Below are 16,375 nucleotides of genomic sequence, written 5' to 3'. Positions count from 1 at the left end.
ACGGAGACACGGTGACCACCATCGACACCGCGACCATCACGGTCGAGCTGCCCGACGCCTTCGACCCGCGCTGGAACCGCCTGCCCGGCATCCAGGTGGACGGCCGGCGCATCATCATCGACCCGGCCGAGTACTTCTTCCGCTTCGAGTCCAGTACCTGGCTCGTCGCCGACTGGGAGTTGGTGAAGGCCCAGCTCCTCGACGTGGACGAGACTGCCGGGAGCGCGGTCGAGCAGCTCGCGCTCGACTTCATCAAGAACCACGGCGAGTCCACCTCCGACGCGGCCCGCGTGCTGGCGACGGCGTACGGGGTGTACTCGTACCTCTTCCGCGAGGAGCACCTGGCCGGCCTCGGCCTCCCGCAGATCACCGCCGGCCACCTGCGCATGCTGCGCGAGGCGGCCACGCTGATGGCGCTCAACAAGGTGGAGCTGGACGGGCACATCTCCAACGTCGGCCCGTGCTGGTTCTTTCCTGCCGCCACATCCGTCGTCTTCGACCTGGACGACGCGACGGGCGGAATGCTGGACGAGGTCTACCACGGCGGCTGGTTCAACGAGCACCGCCGGATCGAGTCCATCAAGGCCCACGCCGCGCTCGGCGGCCGGCTCGTGCACGGCTGCCAGTCCGTGCCAGACCAGTCCGGCGGCGTCGTCGCGCCCTACGGTGCCTCGATGGCCAACTTCCGTGACGACCTGGCCGAGTTCAAGGCGGGCTGGATCGAGCAGGTCTACGCCCACCGCGTGACCGCAGCCGAGTAGCCCGCCCCCAGTACGGCTCCGGGGCGGGCCAGCTCGCGCGCGCCCGCCCCGGAGCCCACAGCCCTCGGAGACCTCCATGGATCAGAACCTGTCCGCCACCCTGCTGGACGACCTGTGCACCCTCGTCGGCAAACCCCTCCCCGAACGTGCCGAGATTCGCGTCTGGGGTATGTCCGGCGTCGAACGAGTCACCTTCCCCGACGGCACCACAGCCGTTTTCAAGTACGCCAAGGAGCCCTTCGATCGCGAGGCCCAGGCCCTGCGGATGGCCCACCAGCGAGGGCTCCCGGTCCCCGCGCTCCACGCCACCGCCATGCAAGACAAGTGGCTCGGGATGCTCATGGACGACCTCGGCACCCCCGTACGGGACGCAGACGACCTCGACGGTGTCGCCGCCGCCGTCATGCTCCACGCCGCCCGCCCGGCAGGCGGTCTGCCCCTCCTCGACGGGGCTGGCCTCGCAGCCCTGCCCGGCCGAGCCCTCGATCACCTCCAGCGGCTACGGAAAGCCGACCGATGGACGGACTGCGACGACATCGAGACCGCACTCGGGGAGTTCTCCGCCGCGGCCGAGGCCCGTGTCCAGGGTGCAACGCTCGACCCGTTCGGCTGGGTCCACTCAGAGTTCCACCCCACGAGCGTCCACATCGGGGAGACCGGGTGGCATTTCCTCGACTTCGCACGCGCCTTCACCGGGCCCGGCCTGATCGACCTCGCCTCGTACCACGGCACCACCGACGTGCCGAGCCCCTTCCGACTGCGGGTGTTCCTGGAGCAGTACGTCAGCTCAGGTGGTCATGAAGACGCCCTCGCCGCCCGGGGCGGCCTGGCCGCCGAGGCATGGGCCCTGGGCTGGCATCGCATGTGGGCCGTGGAGTGGTTCATGGAGCAGGCCATCCGCTGGATCGACGACCCGGCCAAGGACCCCGCGTACATCCCCGTCGTCCGCCGCCACCTCAACGACGTGGTCCAACTCCTGGAGGTCTAGGTGCTCGCCCAGGTCTCCCCCTGGTACGTCCACGCCGCCCAGCGCACAGCCGCTGCCCCCGCGCACGCCCTCACCGCGCCTGCCCGGATGGAGTGGAGCACCCACGCGGGCATCGGTCCCGGCGCCGAGGTCCTGGGCCGGGACCTGTGCGGCAAGCGTGTCCTGGAGCTGGGCTGCGGCCCCGGCCACAACGTGGCCCACCTCGCGAATTACCACCAGGCCCGTGTCACCGGCGTGGACCTGGTCGGTCTCCAGGTGCGCCGGGCCCGCTCCCACTACGGCCACATCGACGGCGCCACATTCGCCGCCGGCCACGCACTGCACCACCTGCAGGCCACCGGCCGGACCTTCGACGCGATCTACTCCGTCTTCGGCGCCGTCGGCCTCGTCGCCCCCGAGCTCCTCCTCGCCGCCATTTCCCGACGCCTGGAACCAGGCGGTGTCCTGGCCTTTTCCGTCCCTCACCCGGCACGGGCCGGAAGACATCCATCCACGGACGACCGTCCGCGCGAGGACTACGTCACCATGCCCGACCGCACCCGACTGCCCCTCGCCCGATGGGAGTTCGATGCCCGCCGCTGGGGCGCTCACCTCTCCCGGACCGGCCTGCGCGTCACCTCGACGGTGGAGCTGCGGCACCCGCGCCGCGACCCGTGGCCCACCACCCTCCTGATCACTGCCCGCAAACGCTGACCGCCGGAGGCACCGATGACCCCGCCCTACCTGCTCCTGGACATCGACGGCGTCCTCATACCGTTCCCGGCCGCCGACGGCAGCACCCCGCCCACCCACGTCCGCCACACCGTCCTGCCCACCGGTCGGCACCCCGACGACCCTGTCCCCATCTGGCTCGACCCGAGTCAGGGCGGCATTGTCACCGACCTCGTGACCAGCGGGCTAGTCACTCCCGTGTGGTGCACGAGCTGGCGCAAGGACGCCGCCACGATCATCGGCCCTCTCCTGGGGCTGCCCGACTTCCCTTACCTCGACCTGCCTCGACCCCAGATCACCACCAGTCACCCCGACGGCTACCTCTGGAAACGAGACCACGTCGACGTCTGGCTGGCAGACGCCCCCGCCGTCTGGATCGACGACGACTTCACCGGCCTCGACCACGCATGGGCGGCGGAGCGCACCGCCCACGGAATGGCGACCCTCCTCGTGCAGCCCGACCCACACGACGGGCTGCAGCCCGAGCATCTGACCGAGGTGAAGACGTGGGTCGCGCAGTTACCCACAGCCCGAGCCGCCTGACGACTGATGTCCTCGCTGCCACGGGCAGCGAGGGCATCAGGGTGCGCTGCGGGGTCTGACTACCTGGGGTGCCTTTGGAGTCGGGACCCAACTCAGGCGGTGCCGACTGCCCTGCCGGACCTACGGATCGGCTTGCCGAGAAGCTTTTCTACCTCCGCGGATGCGGCGTCGAGGAATTCCTGACCGAACAGACAGAGGGACTTTTCCCAGGGGTGCCCAAAACTGCCCATACGGAAGTCTTCCGAGAGGTAGATGTAGTAATCCCCATCGGGGTACGGGCTCAAAGGCCAGGCCAGCTGCCCAGGGCCACCGACGCCCTGCGGTGCGAAGCGATACGACGTGTGCTGCCAGTCGAGCGCGAGCAGCGTTCCGCCCGGGCCAATGCAGGAGGTCAGCCCCTGCTCGACCGCCTCGACCAAGCGGTTCAAACGCTCGTATTCAGGGTCGTCGTCAAGCGCGGCAAGGCTCCAGGTAACCGATGCGACGGGCTCCTTGATGGCTGGCCACTTGAAAGAACTCGTACTCGGCCGGAACCTGAACTCGTCGTAGAAGCGGCCCCAAAAGCGTCGATACTCGGCCTCAAGCAGCTCGACCACGGGACTCTCCATCATGGCCCGATCCTATCGAGTTGCCCGTGTGAGGATCGGAGATGAGTCCTTCACGGAACTTCGGCCCCTCCACTCGGACCATCAAGGAATTCCGCGAGAGGTGGGGGACGGCCTGATAGCCTGCGATCTTCGCCGGTAACCCGGACGGAGTCCCCCGGCAGGTCTTCATGTCTTGCTCTGAGCAGCTCATGACAGCTCTCGATGCCCTGGACCACGCCTTCGCCTCAGAAGGTCCCTTCCTCGTCACAGGGTGCACGTACTGCTACAGCGAGCAAGACTTCGCCGAACTCTCCGGCCCGCTCCACCTCATAGCCGACGACCTGGTTTCCTCGGTTGCCGCAAAGACGCCTGATCATTGGGAAGACTTCCCTCGTCTCTATCGTCACCTCGTCCCGCGCATCATTCGCCTACTCGTCACCGGCCGGCTCCACATCGACGAGGAGCTCATCGCCTCCCGCCTGATCCACGCGGGCTGGGCTACCTGGGACTTGCCCTTGACCGAGGCCCTACGGGACGTCTGGTCCGCTTGGTGGCAGAGCACTCTGCATACCCACCCCAGCCCCGTGCCCGTCAGGGATTCCCTCAGCGTCATCACCGTGGCCACCAACAGCCTGCGTCCATGGCTGAACACATGGACCGCGACCAATACCCCAGCCGCCGACGCGCACTTGGCAGACCTCGTTGACGACGTGATGTTCGAGTTCGAGATCACCGACTTGCGCATGGGCTTCTACGATGAGTACGACGCCACTGCCGAGCTGCTGGGCTGGCTTCTCACCGACGTGCGCGATCGTGTCATCGACACACGTCTCGACGCCCCCTTCCTCCATGAGCACCTTCAGGCAACCGCTCAACGCCCCCGCTGATCTACTTCGCCATCCGGAATCTGAACGGAAAGCCCTCGTCTCCTCACGGGCAGGCGCTCCCCGAGGGAACACTTCCGGTGTTCCCTCGGGGAACGTGTCACACCGGGGGTGTCGGCCTTCACTTGCCGGTCCCTTCGTCGGGATTCTGGCTGGGAGAGACCGGGGTCAGCGGTGTCGACTGCGCTCCTCGGGCCTCATGGCCACCGGTGCGGCCGGAGGGTGTGGCGTGGCGGACATGGAGGACGTACCACTGACGGTGCTTCGCCTACGAGCCGCTTGAGCCCGCCGATTCGGCTGAGCGGTGATGCGCCAGTTGAGGACCTCGGCGGGGCTCTCCGCGCTGTCGAGGTCCCGCCGGGTGCCCACCTCGGCCAGGAGACGTCGGGGGTTGTGGCCGGCAGTCTCAGCCTGGGCGAGAGTTGTGGTCAGGGCGGTCCAAGAGGGATCGGCGAGGATGCGGTCGGCGTGGTCGGGGAGGGCCGCGCGGAGCTCCAGCTCGAAGCGGCGGGCTGTCTCGGCTCGCGGGGCGCGGCGGGCCAGGTCCGCCAGGACGGGGGCAGCGGCCTGCTGGTAGCCGGCCTGGAGGTGGCGGAAGGCTCCATCGGCCGCTGCGGCCTGCTGCTCGTGGCCTCGCTGCTCGTGCCACTTCGCGGCGGCGCGGGCCAGGTGCACGGTGGCGAAGAGCAGGGCGATGGCGAGTCCGCCCGGTCCGTTGGAGGCGTAGGTGAGTTCCTTGGCGGCTTGGCGTAGGGCGTGGGCTGCTTGGTGGTCCGCGCGGGTGGCGGATCGGCGGGCGCGGTTGAACGCTGTGGCGGCTGCGCGTAGCTCTGCGCGGTGTGGGCCGGGTGTGGCACTGGCGATGTTGTAGAGGGCGTCGCCGAAGGCGGCGAGGTGGGCCTGGGCGGCGGCATCGTCGTCGGAGTCGAGGGCGTTGTGCGCCGTCTGTATCGCGGCGATGGTGTGCTGCCAAGGATCGGCGGAATCTACCGCGAACCGCGGGCGGTCGGCCACCTCCTGGTCTGGGAGACGTTCGCGGAGACGGTTGATCGAGAGGTCGGGTGCGAGCTTCGAGCCGCCGTACCAGACCGGTTCGCCGGCACTGTTCGTGTCGCCGGGGGCGGCGAGGCTGTAGCCGATCACGTCGCCGGTCTCGGGGCCGATGCGGGTTTTGACCTTGATGCCGAGGGACTGCAGCACGGTGAAGTAGTCGGCTTCGGTCCGTACGGCTGCGGCGACCGCGTATGCCTGCTCGCGGAGCCAGCGCCGTGCCGTGACCGTCTGGCCCTGGCGCTCGGCCTTGGCGCGTTCGGCACCGGTGGGGGTACGGGGAGCCGTGAGGTCACCGGACTTCAGGCGGCGCAGGCCGAACTCGGCTTCGATCCTGCGGCACTCCGCTTGTGCCCGACGGCCGTCCTGGTGGGTGCGCGGGCGGCGTCCGTCGGCGCGGACGGTGGTGGCCATGATGTGGATGTGGTCGTCGGCGTGACGGACCGCGATCCATCGGCATGCCTTCTCGTCGCCGTCGGGGGCGATGCCCGTGGCGTGCACGACGCGGCGGGCGACCTCGGCCCACTCGGCGTCGGTGAGGTAGCGGTCGCCGGGCGCGGTGCGGACCGGGCAGTGCCAGACGTGCTGCGGTGGCTTCTTGCCGCCCAGCTCGCGGGTGCGGAGGTCGACATGGTGGTCGAGTCGCCTGGCGAGCTGGGAGTAGGTGGCTGCCGGGCCGCGGCCGGGGTCGGGAGCGCCGGCCATGTCCCATGCGGCGACGATGTGGGGGTTGGTGTGCTCGTCGCGGCGGCCAGGGCCGAAGAGGTAGGCGATCAGTCCGCGGCTGTCGGAGCCAGTGGAGACGTCAGGAACCATGAGTCGTGCCGTTCGCGAGGAGCTGGTCGATGAGGTGGAAGCTGTTCTGTGCTGCTTGCTCGACGTGGTCGAGAACCGTCTCGGCGCGCTCGGGCACGGTTCCGCGGTTGATGGCTGCGGTGATCTGGTTGAGGTTGCCGCCGATGCGGTTCAGGGCGACCGTGTGCGCCTCGACGGCCTCGATCAGGGGGCGGAGAGGATCGTCCTCCGGGCTGCCGACCATCCCCGCCTTGCCCACCGCAACGGCCAGGGCCGCGTCCCCGACGAATCCGGCGAACCTCTGACCGCGCTGCTGAGCGGCGGCGCTGATCACCTGGACCGCGGTGCGCGTGAAGCGGATGGTCTTCTCCTGGTCGCGCTTCTCCACGGTGCGCTTGCGGTTCATCTGCGCGGGCAGGGCGGGGGCGTCGAGATCCCGCCAGGAGGGCTGCTCGACGAGCGGTGGGGCATCGGCCGGCGTACTGCGAGGAGCGGAGTCGGCTGCGGGCTGGCAAGAGTCCTCAGCCACCCCCTCCTCCGGCTCGGGCGCCCCCTGGCGCTCGGCCTTGACCTCCGCCACCCCTGGGGCGGGGGCAAGCGCGGACGAAGCCTCGTTAGAGGCTCGTTCGCTCCAGCTTGCTGCTGGTCGTCGGATGAGCCTGAAGAGCTTCCTGCGGCGGCGGGAGGTGGTGTCGTCGGAGTTCGATTCGGGCATGGTGGTGCTCCGTCAGTCGTGTGGGGTGGGGCTTCGTCGCATCCGTCGCATCCGTCGCGTGGCTGGTCAGCACAGGTACGGAGAGGGCCGCAGGTACGGATCGATCCGTAACGCCGAGGAGATCCGTCCCCGCGCTGACCTGCGCAGGGACGGATGCGACGAATTGATGCGGACCTGGAGTCAGCGAGTGGGCCTGGGGCCTGCGGGCCCTCCCGGCGGGCTGGTGGGCAGCGTCCCGGACGGAGGGGCGGGCGGCCTGCCCCGGGTCGGACGTGCCGGGACCTCGGCTGTGGGTACCGATGGAGCGGGGTCAGGGCAGTAGCGAGCCCAGGCGTCCACGAACTGATTGCGGGCGTACGCCTTGGCCTGCCTGCCGTTCTCGAACCGGTAGTTGGCCGGGCTGATGCCGAAGTCGCGCAGCAGGTTGGCCAGGTGGTAGGCGTTCATCCCCTTCGTGCCGTACTCCGCCCACGGAGCCTCGGCGTCCTGGATGAGGACGGCGAGCAGGTCCTGGCTGCGCAGTGCCTCCTTGCCGCTCTCCTGGTCGAAGACGCGGCGGATGTCACGCAGCAGCCGCGTCTTCAGCGTCGTCTGCTCGTCCTGGGCCACCTCGTTGCGCGTCATCGCCAGACAGGCGGCACGTGCCCGCGCGGGCCAGTGCCCGCCGACGAGATCGGCGACGATGACCAGCGGCTCCCATGTGTCGGCGGCGCGGTCCTCGACGGGCATCTTCGGCACCGCGCCCGCGACAGTGCCGCGCAACGGGACCAGCCAGTCGGCCAGCCGGTCGCGCAGCGCGTGCAGTTCCGGTACGGAGTACCGCGATCGGAACGGGGTGATCCGCTCGCCCGGCTTGCGCTTCTGCATGCGGATGACGATCGCCCGGTCCATGATCGTGTCCGGCAGGTCACCGATACCGGCCAGCGCCGCCATCGCGAAGGTGGGGAACGCGGTCGGCTTGTGCTCCGGCCCGGAGATCCGCCAGGCCGGCCGGTTGCGCTGGTGCCCGGCGTTCAGCAGGCCGCGCAGGTCCTCCTTGTCGCCCGCCTTGGGGCCGAAGATGGTGTCGGCCTCGTCCACCAGCAGCGTCGGCGGGTTCTTGCCGATGACGCGGAAGACGACCGCCGGGGAGGTGTTCACCGTCATCATCGGCTGGTGGACGGTCTCGTAGAGGACGTCCAGGAGGCGGGACTTGCCGCACCCCTTGGTCGGCCCGACCACCGCCAGCCGTGGCGCGTGCTGGAGGCCGGGCTGGATGTGGGAGGCCGCGACCCAGAGGGCGACGGCGGTCAGGGCCTCGTCGCTCGGCAGCATCACGTACCGCCCGATCGCCGTGCGGAGGTCGTCCAGCATCGCGCTGCCTTCGCCTGCTGCCCTGCCGCCGTCTTGGGATTCTGGTCCGCCTGGAGCGGGATCGCCTGCGCTGTACGACGCTGTTGTCGGGGCACTGGCCTCGGCGGGCGGGCCTCCGATGGCGGGGCGTGTCTGCCGGTCGCAGGGCAGACCCTGTCCTGGAACCGCGATCGGTGGCCAGACAACGCTGGATGCCTTCGAGGGGGCGGGGGACGTAGGGTCCTTCATAGATGTTCCTCTCGGGTGGGGGCGAGACGGGCAAGGTCTCGCCCCCGACCAGTTCGTTCAGGGATGGGCGACGTGCGGCGGAATCTCCGGCCCTCGGCGTAGGCGCGCCGAGGGCCTTTGCTGTGTCCGGGCGGGGCGGCGGTTCATGAGGCCAGGTCCCAGTCGTCTCCGCCGTCGATCAGCGCGTTCTCGTAGCGCAGTAGTTCGGCCTCGGGGTAGAGCACCCGCTTGCCGACCTTGATGCCGCGCGGTCCCTTCCTGAGCTGGCGCCAGTAACGGACGGTGCTCTCGGCGGTGCGGTAGCGCTCGGCGACCTCGGCGGTGGTCAGGTATCGCATGCGTTCCCATTCGGCTAAGTAGCGATTCGATATGCATAATCAGTACCTCATGATCGGCGGTTAGCCAAACAGGGAAGCTCGTGTTTCAATTTGGATAGCGACGGTCGCGATGGAGGTTCGATGGCAAGCGAGAAGGCCGAGGGTGGCGAAGTGCCGCTGCTCTACAGCGAAGGCAACGTGGCGGGCCGCGTGGCCCTGGAGCGCGAGGTCAGAGGATGGAGCACGACCGAGCTGGCCGAGCGGGTGACCAGAGCCGGCGTAAAGATGAACCAGACGGCCGTGTGGCGCATCGAGAACGGTTCACCCCGCCGCCGGATCAATCTCGATGAGGCGCTCGCCTTCTCCCGCGTCTTCGAGCTCCCCCTCGAAGAGCTGATGTCGCCGCCCCTCGAAGGGCTCGACGTCGACAGTCGACGGCTCGTCCAGGAAGCCGTCGAAGCGTTCTACGAAACCCGTGACGCCCGCGATCGTCTGCACCGTGCCGTGGTCGCCGTCGCCGGCCACATCAAGGCTCACCCGGACAGCTCGCGGGCGATCCACGAGCAATGCCTCCGCCTCATGGGGGACGAGCGAGACGCCCGCGTCCTCAGCGGCGACATCGAGGACGGGGGCCACTACTGACAACCAGCACAGAGGAGAAGCCACTTGGCGAACGTACAGAAGCGCCCCAACGGCAAATGGCGCGCCCGCTACCGTGATCTCGACGGCAAGGAGCACGCTCGCCACTTCGAGCGGAAGCTCGACGCCCAGCGCTGGCTCGACGAGGTCACGGCCAGCATGGTCACCGGCCAGTACGTCGACCCCCGCGCCGGCCGCGTCACCTTCGAGAAGTACGCCGAGAGGTGGCAGGGCTCGCTCATCGCGAGCGAGGCGGGTGAGCGCATCACGGACAACGCGCTCCGGCTCCACCTCGTACCCGCGCTCGGCGCCCGCTCACTGGCGGCGATACGCCGTAACGACATACAGGTGCTCTTCAAGCACCTGTCCGACCAGCTCGGCCCCGGCAGCGTGCGGAACGTCTACGACGTCCTCGTGCGCGTCATGACGGCGGCCGTGGACGACAAGGTCATCGCCTCCAGTCCGTGCCGCCGGATCACCCTTCCGGTCATGCCGGACGAGGAGGTCACCCCGCCCACCGTCGCCCAGGTCGAGGCCATGGCGCGCGTGATGCCGCCGTACATCCGCGCGGCCGTCGTCACGCTCGCCGGATCAGGTCTGCGGATAGGGGAGTTGCTCGGCCTCAAGGTGTCGGACGTCGACTTCAAGGCCGGCAGCATTCGCGTGGAGCGGCAGCGGCTCCAGTCGGGGAAGGTCGGTCCGCCGAAGACCGCGAAGTCCCGGCGGACGGTTCCGGTCGGGGAGGTCGTCACCGACGCGCTCCTCGGGCACCTCGCCGCGCGCCCCTCCACGGAGTGGCTGTTCACGATGGAGGAGGGGAAGCCGCTCAACTACCGCCGCTGGAAGACCGAGTGGAACTGCGCCCGCAGGGCGCTCCAGGCGGAGGAGAACGAGGCGGCCGCGCACGAGGGCCGTAAACCCGTCGAACTGCCGCACATGGTGACCCACGACCTGCGGCACTTCTACGCCTCCGCGCTCATCGCAGGCGGGGCAAGCGTCAAGCAGGTCCAGATGGTCCTCGGCCACGCGTCCGCAGTCATCACACTGCGGATCTACGCGCACCTGTGGCCGGGCGAAGAAGACCGCACCCGGTCCGTGATGGACGCCGTTCTCGGCGGCCTGCGGACCGGGTGCGGACCGGTAGGGAGCCCGACCAGCGAAACCGCAGGTCAGACGGCCTAACCAGAGATCAAGCCTTCTTGGTCTCCCAGAAAATGGTGTCGATCTGGGCAATCAGGTCCAGAGCCTTCTGGCCCGTCGCCGGGTCGTTCGACGCCTTGGCCGCGGAGAGCGCCTTCAGGGTGTCGTTGACCAGCTGGTGCAGCTCCGGGTACTTCTCGAAGTGCGGGGGCTTGAAGTAGTCGCTCCAGAGCACCGAGACGTGGTGCTTCGCGAGCTCGGCGCGCTGTTCCTTGATCAGAACAGAGCGCGTGCGGAAGTCCGCGTCCTCGTTGGCCTGGTACTTCTCCTGGACGGCCTTGACGGACTCCGCCTCGATGCGGGCCTGGGCCGGGTCGTACACACCGCAGGGCAGGTCGCAGTGTGCGCTGACCTTCACCTTGGGGGCAAACAGGCGGGAAAGCATGGAGCTGTCCTTCCTCGTGATCGTCTTCTCAGGTGGGACATTACTCCGTGAGACCCGGCTTTTTGCGGGTGCCCCCATGGGCTTAGGCCAAAAGTCCAGGGTGAGGATGGGACCAGTGGCCGAATGTACGGAGCGCCGTGGGTGGCGTGTACTGGAGGACGGACCGGGAGGTGCCAGGGAGATGCCGGGGCTGACACAGGGGCCGGGGCGAGGGCGGGCGGTGCGGGTGCGGTTTCAGGTGGTGGAGGTGACGGGGCCTTCGATGGTGCCCACGCTCTATCACGGGGACTGGCTGCTCGTGCAGTTCGGGGCGCCGGTGCGCCCGGGGGACGTGGTGATTCTGCGGCATCCCTTCCAGCAGGATCTGCTGGTCGTGAAGCGTGCCGCCGAGCGCCGCGGGGGCGGCTGGTGGGTGCTCGGTGACAACACGTTCGCGGGCGGGGACAGTACGGACTACGGGACGGTGCCCGAGGAGCTGGTGCTGGCCCGGGTGCGGGCCCGTTACCGGCCGCTGAAGAAGGATCAGAGGTCGGTGTTCGGCGTGCTGGGCTGGGCGGCGTCCGCGCTGAGGCCCGTCTCCGCCGACCGTTCGGTCTCCAGGCGCTTGCGGGCCCGGTAGGCAGCCACGTTGGCCCGGGTAGCGCAGCGGTCCGAGCAGTAGCGCCGTGAGCGGTTGGTCGAGGTGTCCAGATAGGCGTTGCGGCACGGTGCGGCCTCGCACAGACCGAGCCGGTCCACCCCGTGCGAGGTGAGGTGGAAGGCCAGGCCCATCACCGCGATCGCGGCGTAACCGGCCGTCGCGTTCGACGGGTGGTCGGCCAGGTGCATGTGCCAGTCCGGCTTGCCGTCCTCGTCCCGGGTGTCGTGGCCGGAGATCTGCGGGCTCACCGGGAATTCCAGCAGCAGTGAGTTGAGCAGGTCGACCGCGAGCGTCTCGTCGCCGCCGTCGGCCGCCTCGAAGACCGCGCGCAGCCTCGCCCGTACCGACCGGAACCGGGTCACGTCCGCGTCGGTGGCCCGCCGCGCGGCCTGCGCATTGGCGCCGAACAGCTCACGGACGGCGTCGACCGAGGTGAGGGCGTCCTTGTTGCGGGCCGGCTCCTCGGTGTTGACCAGGCGCACGGCGTAGTCCGAGTAATAGGCCAGTTCCACTTGTAGTCCTTACGGCGTCGGTCTAAGGTCGATGCGTATCGACCAGTGTAATGGGTGGTCGGGGCAATTGGGCATTACGTGGAGGTTGGGATGACGGAAACAGTGACGGGTGCCGACTGGCCGGCATGGCAGGCCAGCTGGGACCGGCAGCAGGAGTGGTACATGCCGGACCGCGAGGAGCGGTTCCGGGTGATGCTGGACATGGTCGAGGCCGTGGTGGGGCCCGAACCGCGCGTACTCGACCTGGCGTGCGGTACGGGAAGTATTACGGACCGGCTCCTCAAGCGGTTCCCGAAGGCGACCAGTACGGGCGTCGACCTCGACCCCGCGCTGCTCGCGATCGCCCGGGGCACCTTCGAGGGCGACGACCGGGTCACCTTCGTCACCGCCGACCTGAAGGACCCCTCCTGGACGGAGCGGCTGCCCTTCGATTCGTACGATGCCGTCCTGACCGCCACCGCGCTGCACTGGCTGCACAGCGAGCCGCTGGCCGCACTGTACGGGCGCATCGGCCAACTCGTGCGGGACGGCGGTCTGTTCATGAACGCCGACCGGATGATCGACGCCGAGACCCCGCGTATCAACGCGGCCGAGCGCGCCCACCGGCACGCCGGGATGGACCGCGCCAAGGCGGCGGGCGTCCTCGACTGGGCCGACTGGTGGGCCCTCGCCGCCAAGGACCCGGTGCTCGCCGCACCGACCGCAGAGCGGTTCGAGATCTACGGTGAGCACGCCGACGGCGACATGCCGTCCGTGCAGTGGCACGCCCGTACCCTGCGCGAAGCCGGATTCGCGGAGGCCCGCGCGGTCTGGGCCTCGCCCTCGGACAGCCTGGTGCTCGCCGTCAAGTAGGGGCGGAAGGAGGGGGTGGTGCGGGCCGAGGGCCGTGCCGCCCCCTTTTTTTGTGTGCGGTCCGCTGCAACCCGCCGTGCACTCCGGCGCACTGGAAGGGTGAGACGGTCCGCACCCGCGGACCCGGAGAGGGGCGGGGATGCGGATCGACGACGATGCCGCGCTGCACGCCTACGTCGAGGGCAGACGCACGGCGCTGTTCCGCAGCGCCTATCTGCTGTGCGGCGACCGGCACGAGGCCGAGGACCTGGTGCAGACGACGCTGGTCAAGGTCGTGCTCGGCGGGCGGCGCCACGGGCGGCTCGACAACATCGAGGCGTACGCACGCAAGACCCTGGTCAACACCTTCATCGCCTCCCGGCGCCGCTTCTGGCGGCGCGAGCGGGCGTACGGCGAACTGCCCGAGACGGCGCACACCGCGTCCGACACGGACACCGGGCTGATGGTCCGGGCGGCGCTCGCCACGCTCACGGCCAGACAGCGCGCCGTGCTGGTACTGCGCTACTGGGAGGACCTGAGCGTCGAGGCCACGGCCGCGCTGCTCGGGATGCGGGAGAACACAGTCAAGAGCCACACGGCTCGGGGGTTGGCGGCGCTGCGCGCCGAGATGGTGGAGGAGCCGGTATGAACGACGTGCAGGAGCTGCTGGGGCGGGTCGCGGACGAGGCGGGGCGGTCCACCCTCACCACCGATGCGGTCTACGCGAAGGCCGCCCGGGTGCGGTGGCGGCGGCGTGCCACTGTGTCGGCCGCTGCGCTCGCCGTCGTCGCGGCCGGAGCGGTCGCGGTGCCGCAGCTGGGGCCGGAGGCGAAGCACTCTTCGGTCGCGGCGTCCGGGGAGCCTGTCGGCAAGAGCGGAGCGGCGGAGCGGCTGGGCGGCAAGAGCGCCAAGGCCGCGCGGCTGGCCGAGTTGCTGCCCGTCGATGCGGGGGACATCGAGCAGGTATCGCTGGCCGTCCTGCTCAAGCAGGCGACACCCCAGCAGGCCAAGGAGAAGTACATCGGGCCGCTGGACGGCCAGTACTCGGTCCGCACGGACGGAGGCGTCGGCTACCTGGTCCTCGCCAACATGACTCGTGAGGGGATCGCCAAGAAGCTCGGCGGAGCTCACATGCCGAAGGACCTGTGCGCGGGGCAGCCCAGCCAGACGCCGCACCGTACCGACTGCGAGCGCGAGGTCCTGCCTGACGGGCGGGTACTCACGACCTGGAGCAGGCAGTGGGACAATCGAGACGGCGGCACTCCGCAGTGGGGGGCGGAGATTATCGGCGAACTCACCCTGCAGGACGGCGGGCTACTGACCGTGAGGGACAGCACCGGTTTCGACGGCGAGCACGCGCAGGGGCCCCTGCTCAAGACCCCGCCGCTCACCAGTGAGCAGCTGCGCACGCTGCTACTGAGCCCGGAGCTGCTGCCGAAGAAGTAGGGGGTACGGGGAAGGGGCGGTACGGACGTCGAGTCCGTACCGCCCCTTCCGTGTACCGCTTTGTCGCTAAAGCACCTTGGACAGGAACGACTTCGTCCGGTCGTGCTGCGGGTTCGTCAGTACGTCGCGCGGGTGGCCGGACTCGACCACCACACCGTCGTCCATGAAGACCAGCGCATCGCCCACCTCGCGGGCGAAGCCCATCTCGTGGGTGACGACGATCATCGTCATGCCGTCCTCGGCCAGACCGCGCATGACGTCCAGGACGTCACCGACCAGCTCCGGGTCGAGCGCGGACGTCGGCTCGTCGAAGAGCATCAGCTTCGGCTCCATGGCCAGCGCACGGGCGATGGCCACCCGCTGCTGCTGTCCGCCGGAGAGCTGCGACGGGTAGCTCTTCGCCTTGTCGGAGAGACCGACCCGGTCCAGCAGGCTGATGGCCCGCGCGCGGGCCACGGACCTGGACTCGCCCTTGACCTGGACCGGTGCCTCCATGACGTTCTCAAGGGCCGTCATGTGCGGGAACAGGTTGAAGCGCTGGAAGACCATGCCGATGTCCCGGCGCTTCACAGCGACTTCGCTGTCCTTGAGCTCGTAGAGCTTGTCGCCCTTCTGGCGGTAGCCGACGAGCTCGCCGTCGACGTACAGCCGGCCTGCGCTGACCTTCTCCAGGTGGTTGATGCACCGGAGGAAGGTCGACTTGCCGGATCCCGAGGGGCCGATGAGGCAGAAGACCTCACCCTGGGCCACCTCCAGGTCGATGCCTTTGAGGATGTGCGCGGCGCCGAAGGACTTGTGTACGCCCTCGGCCTTCACCATGGCGGTCATGCCATGCCTCCCTTCGGGCGGCCCAGCGACAGCACGTTGGCCCGGATCTTCTGCATTGGTGTCGGCGGCAGGGTCCGGCTCGAACCCCGTGCGTAGTACCGCTCCAGGTAGTACTGGCCGACGCTGAGCACCGAGGTCATGACCAAGTACCAGGCCGCGGCCAGGAAGTACATCTCGACCGGGGCGCCGGACGCCTGCCCGATGTCCTGGGCGTACCGGAACAGTTCGTTGAACTGCACGGCGGCGACCAGGGACGTCGTCTTGAGCATGTTGATGACTTCGTTGCCCGTCGGCGGCACGATCACGCGCATCGCCTGCGGGACCACGATGCGGCGCAGCGTCTTGCTGTGGCTCATGCCCAGCGCTTGCGACGCCTCCGTCTGGCCCTCGTCGACCGAGAGCAGACCCGCACGGCAGATCTCGGCCATGTACGCGGCCTCGTTGAGACCCAGGCCGAGCAGCGCGGTCAGCAGCGGCGTCATGAAGGACGACCACTCGTCCTTGTAGATGGGCCCGAGGTTGATGTACTCGAAGACCAGACCCAGGTTGAACCAGACGAAGAGCTGGACCAGGACCGGGGTGCCGCGGAAGAACCAGATGTAGAACCAGGAGATGGACGAGGTCACCGGGTTCTTCGACAGGCGCATGACGGCGAGCAGGATGCCGCCGACCACACCGATCACCATCGACAGGGCGGTCAGCAGCAGAGTCTGCCCGACACCCTTGAGGATGCGGTCGTCGAAGAAGTAGTCCGGGATGGCATCCCAGTTGATCTGGCCCTGGGAGAACGCGTAGACGACCGCGGCGAATGCTGCGATCGCGATCACCGCGGAGGCGTAGCGCCCGTAGTGGCGGACCGGGATGGCCTTGATGGCCTCCGGTCCGGCCGCCGGGGTGGGGGGCTTGGGCGGCTCGTCGGCCGGACCCGTCTTCTTGATGTCAGTCACAGATGAGCCTTTCAG

At 69.0% G+C, this 16,375-nt stretch carries 20 protein-coding genes; 11 read left to right on the top strand and 9 right to left on the bottom strand.

Going from position 1 to position 16,375, the window contains the following annotated elements:
* Window positions 1-11 precede the first annotated feature (11 nt).
* The 4 genes from ACFT7S_RS05940 to ACFT7S_RS05925 all read left to right on the top strand — a co-directional run bounded on the left by ACFT7S_RS05940 (window position 12) and on the right by ACFT7S_RS05925 (window position 3,003).
* Window positions 12-761 (top strand): hypothetical protein, encoded by a 750-nt coding sequence (locus tag ACFT7S_RS05940; RefSeq protein ID WP_382727530.1) that lies wholly within the window; start codon window positions 12-14, stop codon window positions 759-761.
* A 76-nt stretch (window positions 762-837) separates the two neighbouring features.
* On the top strand, window positions 838-1,749 hold the full coding sequence (locus ACFT7S_RS05935) for an aminoglycoside phosphotransferase family protein (RefSeq protein WP_382727527.1): 912 nt from the start codon (window positions 838-840) through the stop codon (window positions 1,747-1,749).
* Entirely contained in the window at window positions 1,750-2,442 is a 693-nt protein-coding gene (locus ACFT7S_RS05930; RefSeq protein ID WP_382727524.1) for a class I SAM-dependent methyltransferase, read from the top strand.
* Window positions 2,443-2,457: 15 nt separating this feature from the next.
* On the top strand, window positions 2,458-3,003 hold the full coding sequence (locus ACFT7S_RS05925; protein ID WP_382727522.1) for an HAD domain-containing protein: 546 nt from the start codon (window positions 2,458-2,460) through the stop codon (window positions 3,001-3,003).
* Window positions 3,004-3,095: 92 nt separating this feature from the next.
* On the opposite strand, the gene ACFT7S_RS05920 is transcribed toward ACFT7S_RS05925, so the two are convergent.
* Window positions 3,096-3,599 (bottom strand): DUF2716 domain-containing protein, encoded by a 504-nt coding sequence (locus ACFT7S_RS05920; RefSeq protein ID WP_382727520.1) that lies wholly within the window; start codon window positions 3,597-3,599, stop codon window positions 3,096-3,098.
* Between the two features lie 179 nt (window positions 3,600-3,778).
* Between ACFT7S_RS05920 and ACFT7S_RS05915 the strand changes: the two genes are divergently transcribed.
* Window positions 3,779-4,477 (top strand): hypothetical protein, encoded by a 699-nt coding sequence (locus ACFT7S_RS05915; RefSeq protein WP_382727517.1) that lies wholly within the window; start codon window positions 3,779-3,781, stop codon window positions 4,475-4,477.
* Between the two features lie 165 nt (window positions 4,478-4,642).
* Here the strand turns inward: ACFT7S_RS05915 and ACFT7S_RS05910 are convergent, their stop codons facing one another.
* The 4 genes from ACFT7S_RS05910 to ACFT7S_RS05895 form a co-directional block, all read right to left on the bottom strand.
* Entirely contained in the window at window positions 4,643-6,340 is a 1,698-nt protein-coding gene (locus ACFT7S_RS05910; protein ID WP_382727514.1) for a relaxase/mobilization nuclease domain-containing protein, read from the bottom strand.
* A complete protein-coding gene (locus ACFT7S_RS05905) occupies window positions 6,330-6,899 on the bottom strand; it encodes a hypothetical protein (protein ID WP_382727689.1) in 570 nt (189 codons plus the stop codon). Before ACFT7S_RS05905 ends, ACFT7S_RS05910 begins: the two co-directional genes overlap by 11 nt.
* Window positions 6,900-7,214: 315 nt before the next feature.
* Window positions 7,215-8,387, bottom strand: coding sequence for a DUF3631 domain-containing protein (locus ACFT7S_RS05900; protein WP_382727511.1), 1,173 nt, complete (start codon window positions 8,385-8,387; stop codon window positions 7,215-7,217).
* 371 nt (window positions 8,388-8,758) lie between these two features.
* Window positions 8,759-8,953 carry a helix-turn-helix transcriptional regulator gene (locus tag ACFT7S_RS05895; protein ID WP_382727508.1) on the bottom strand — a complete coding sequence of 65 codons (195 nt, stop codon included), beginning with the start codon at window positions 8,951-8,953 and terminating at the stop codon, window positions 8,759-8,761.
* Between the two features lie 120 nt (window positions 8,954-9,073).
* Here ACFT7S_RS05895 and ACFT7S_RS05890 point away from each other — a divergent pair, with 120 nt between their 5' ends.
* Window positions 9,074-9,574, top strand: a complete 501-nt coding sequence (locus tag ACFT7S_RS05890) for a helix-turn-helix transcriptional regulator (RefSeq protein WP_100561490.1) — start codon at window positions 9,074-9,076, stop codon at window positions 9,572-9,574.
* A 24-nt stretch (window positions 9,575-9,598) separates the two neighbouring features.
* Window positions 9,599-10,753 (top strand): tyrosine-type recombinase/integrase, encoded by a 1,155-nt coding sequence (locus ACFT7S_RS05885; RefSeq protein WP_382727505.1) that lies wholly within the window; start codon window positions 9,599-9,601, stop codon window positions 10,751-10,753.
* Window positions 10,754-10,760: 7 nt separating this feature from the next.
* Here the strand turns inward: ACFT7S_RS05885 and sodN are convergent, their stop codons facing one another.
* Window positions 10,761-11,156: a superoxide dismutase, Ni gene (sodN, locus tag ACFT7S_RS05880; RefSeq protein WP_382727503.1), complete on the bottom strand. Its 396-nt coding sequence runs from the start codon at window positions 11,154-11,156 to the stop codon at window positions 10,761-10,763.
* 181 nt (window positions 11,157-11,337) lie between these two features.
* Here sodN and sodX point away from each other — a divergent pair, with 181 nt between their 5' ends.
* The gene (sodX, locus tag ACFT7S_RS05875) at window positions 11,338-11,775 is read left to right on the top strand and encodes a nickel-type superoxide dismutase maturation protease (protein WP_382727500.1); all 438 of its coding nucleotides are present in this window, start codon (window positions 11,338-11,340) and stop codon (window positions 11,773-11,775) included.
* Here sodX and ACFT7S_RS05870 read toward each other — a convergent pair.
* Window positions 11,679-12,308 (bottom strand): CGNR zinc finger domain-containing protein, encoded by a 630-nt coding sequence (locus tag ACFT7S_RS05870; RefSeq protein WP_382727497.1) that lies wholly within the window; start codon window positions 12,306-12,308, stop codon window positions 11,679-11,681. The two genes, sodX and ACFT7S_RS05870, sit on opposite strands and share 97 nt — an antisense overlap.
* A gap of 90 nt (window positions 12,309-12,398) precedes the next feature.
* Here ACFT7S_RS05870 and ACFT7S_RS05865 point away from each other — a divergent pair, with 90 nt between their 5' ends.
* The 3 genes from ACFT7S_RS05865 to ACFT7S_RS05855 all read left to right on the top strand — a co-directional run bounded on the left by ACFT7S_RS05865 (window position 12,399) and on the right by ACFT7S_RS05855 (window position 14,585).
* The gene (locus ACFT7S_RS05865) at window positions 12,399-13,160 is read left to right on the top strand and encodes a class I SAM-dependent methyltransferase (RefSeq protein WP_382727494.1); all 762 of its coding nucleotides are present in this window, start codon (window positions 12,399-12,401) and stop codon (window positions 13,158-13,160) included.
* A 139-nt stretch (window positions 13,161-13,299) separates the two neighbouring features.
* Window positions 13,300-13,788, top strand: a complete 489-nt coding sequence (locus ACFT7S_RS05860; RefSeq protein WP_382727492.1) for a SigE family RNA polymerase sigma factor — start codon at window positions 13,300-13,302, stop codon at window positions 13,786-13,788.
* Complete coding sequence (locus ACFT7S_RS05855) at window positions 13,785-14,585, top strand: hypothetical protein (protein ID WP_382727489.1); 801 nt, start codon at window positions 13,785-13,787, stop codon at window positions 14,583-14,585. The genes ACFT7S_RS05860 and ACFT7S_RS05855 overlap by 4 nt, the downstream gene beginning before the upstream one ends.
* 66 nt (window positions 14,586-14,651) lie before the next feature.
* Here the strand turns inward: ACFT7S_RS05855 and ACFT7S_RS05850 are convergent, their stop codons facing one another.
* A complete protein-coding gene (locus ACFT7S_RS05850) occupies window positions 14,652-15,413 on the bottom strand; it encodes an amino acid ABC transporter ATP-binding protein (RefSeq protein WP_382727486.1) in 762 nt (253 codons plus the stop codon).
* A complete protein-coding gene (locus ACFT7S_RS05845) occupies window positions 15,410-16,360 on the bottom strand; it encodes an amino acid ABC transporter permease (protein WP_382727483.1) in 951 nt (316 codons plus the stop codon). The genes ACFT7S_RS05850 and ACFT7S_RS05845 overlap by 4 nt, the downstream gene beginning before the upstream one ends.
* Window positions 16,361-16,375: the final 15 nt, after the last annotated feature.

Origin of the sequence: Streptomyces sp. NPDC057136 (assembly GCF_042670885.1) — a bacterium.
GTDB lineage: Bacteria > Actinomycetota > Actinomycetes > Streptomycetales > Streptomycetaceae > Streptomyces.
The sequence above is the reverse complement of the archived record's forward strand: the minus strand, read 5'-3'. Positions and strand labels throughout refer to the sequence as shown.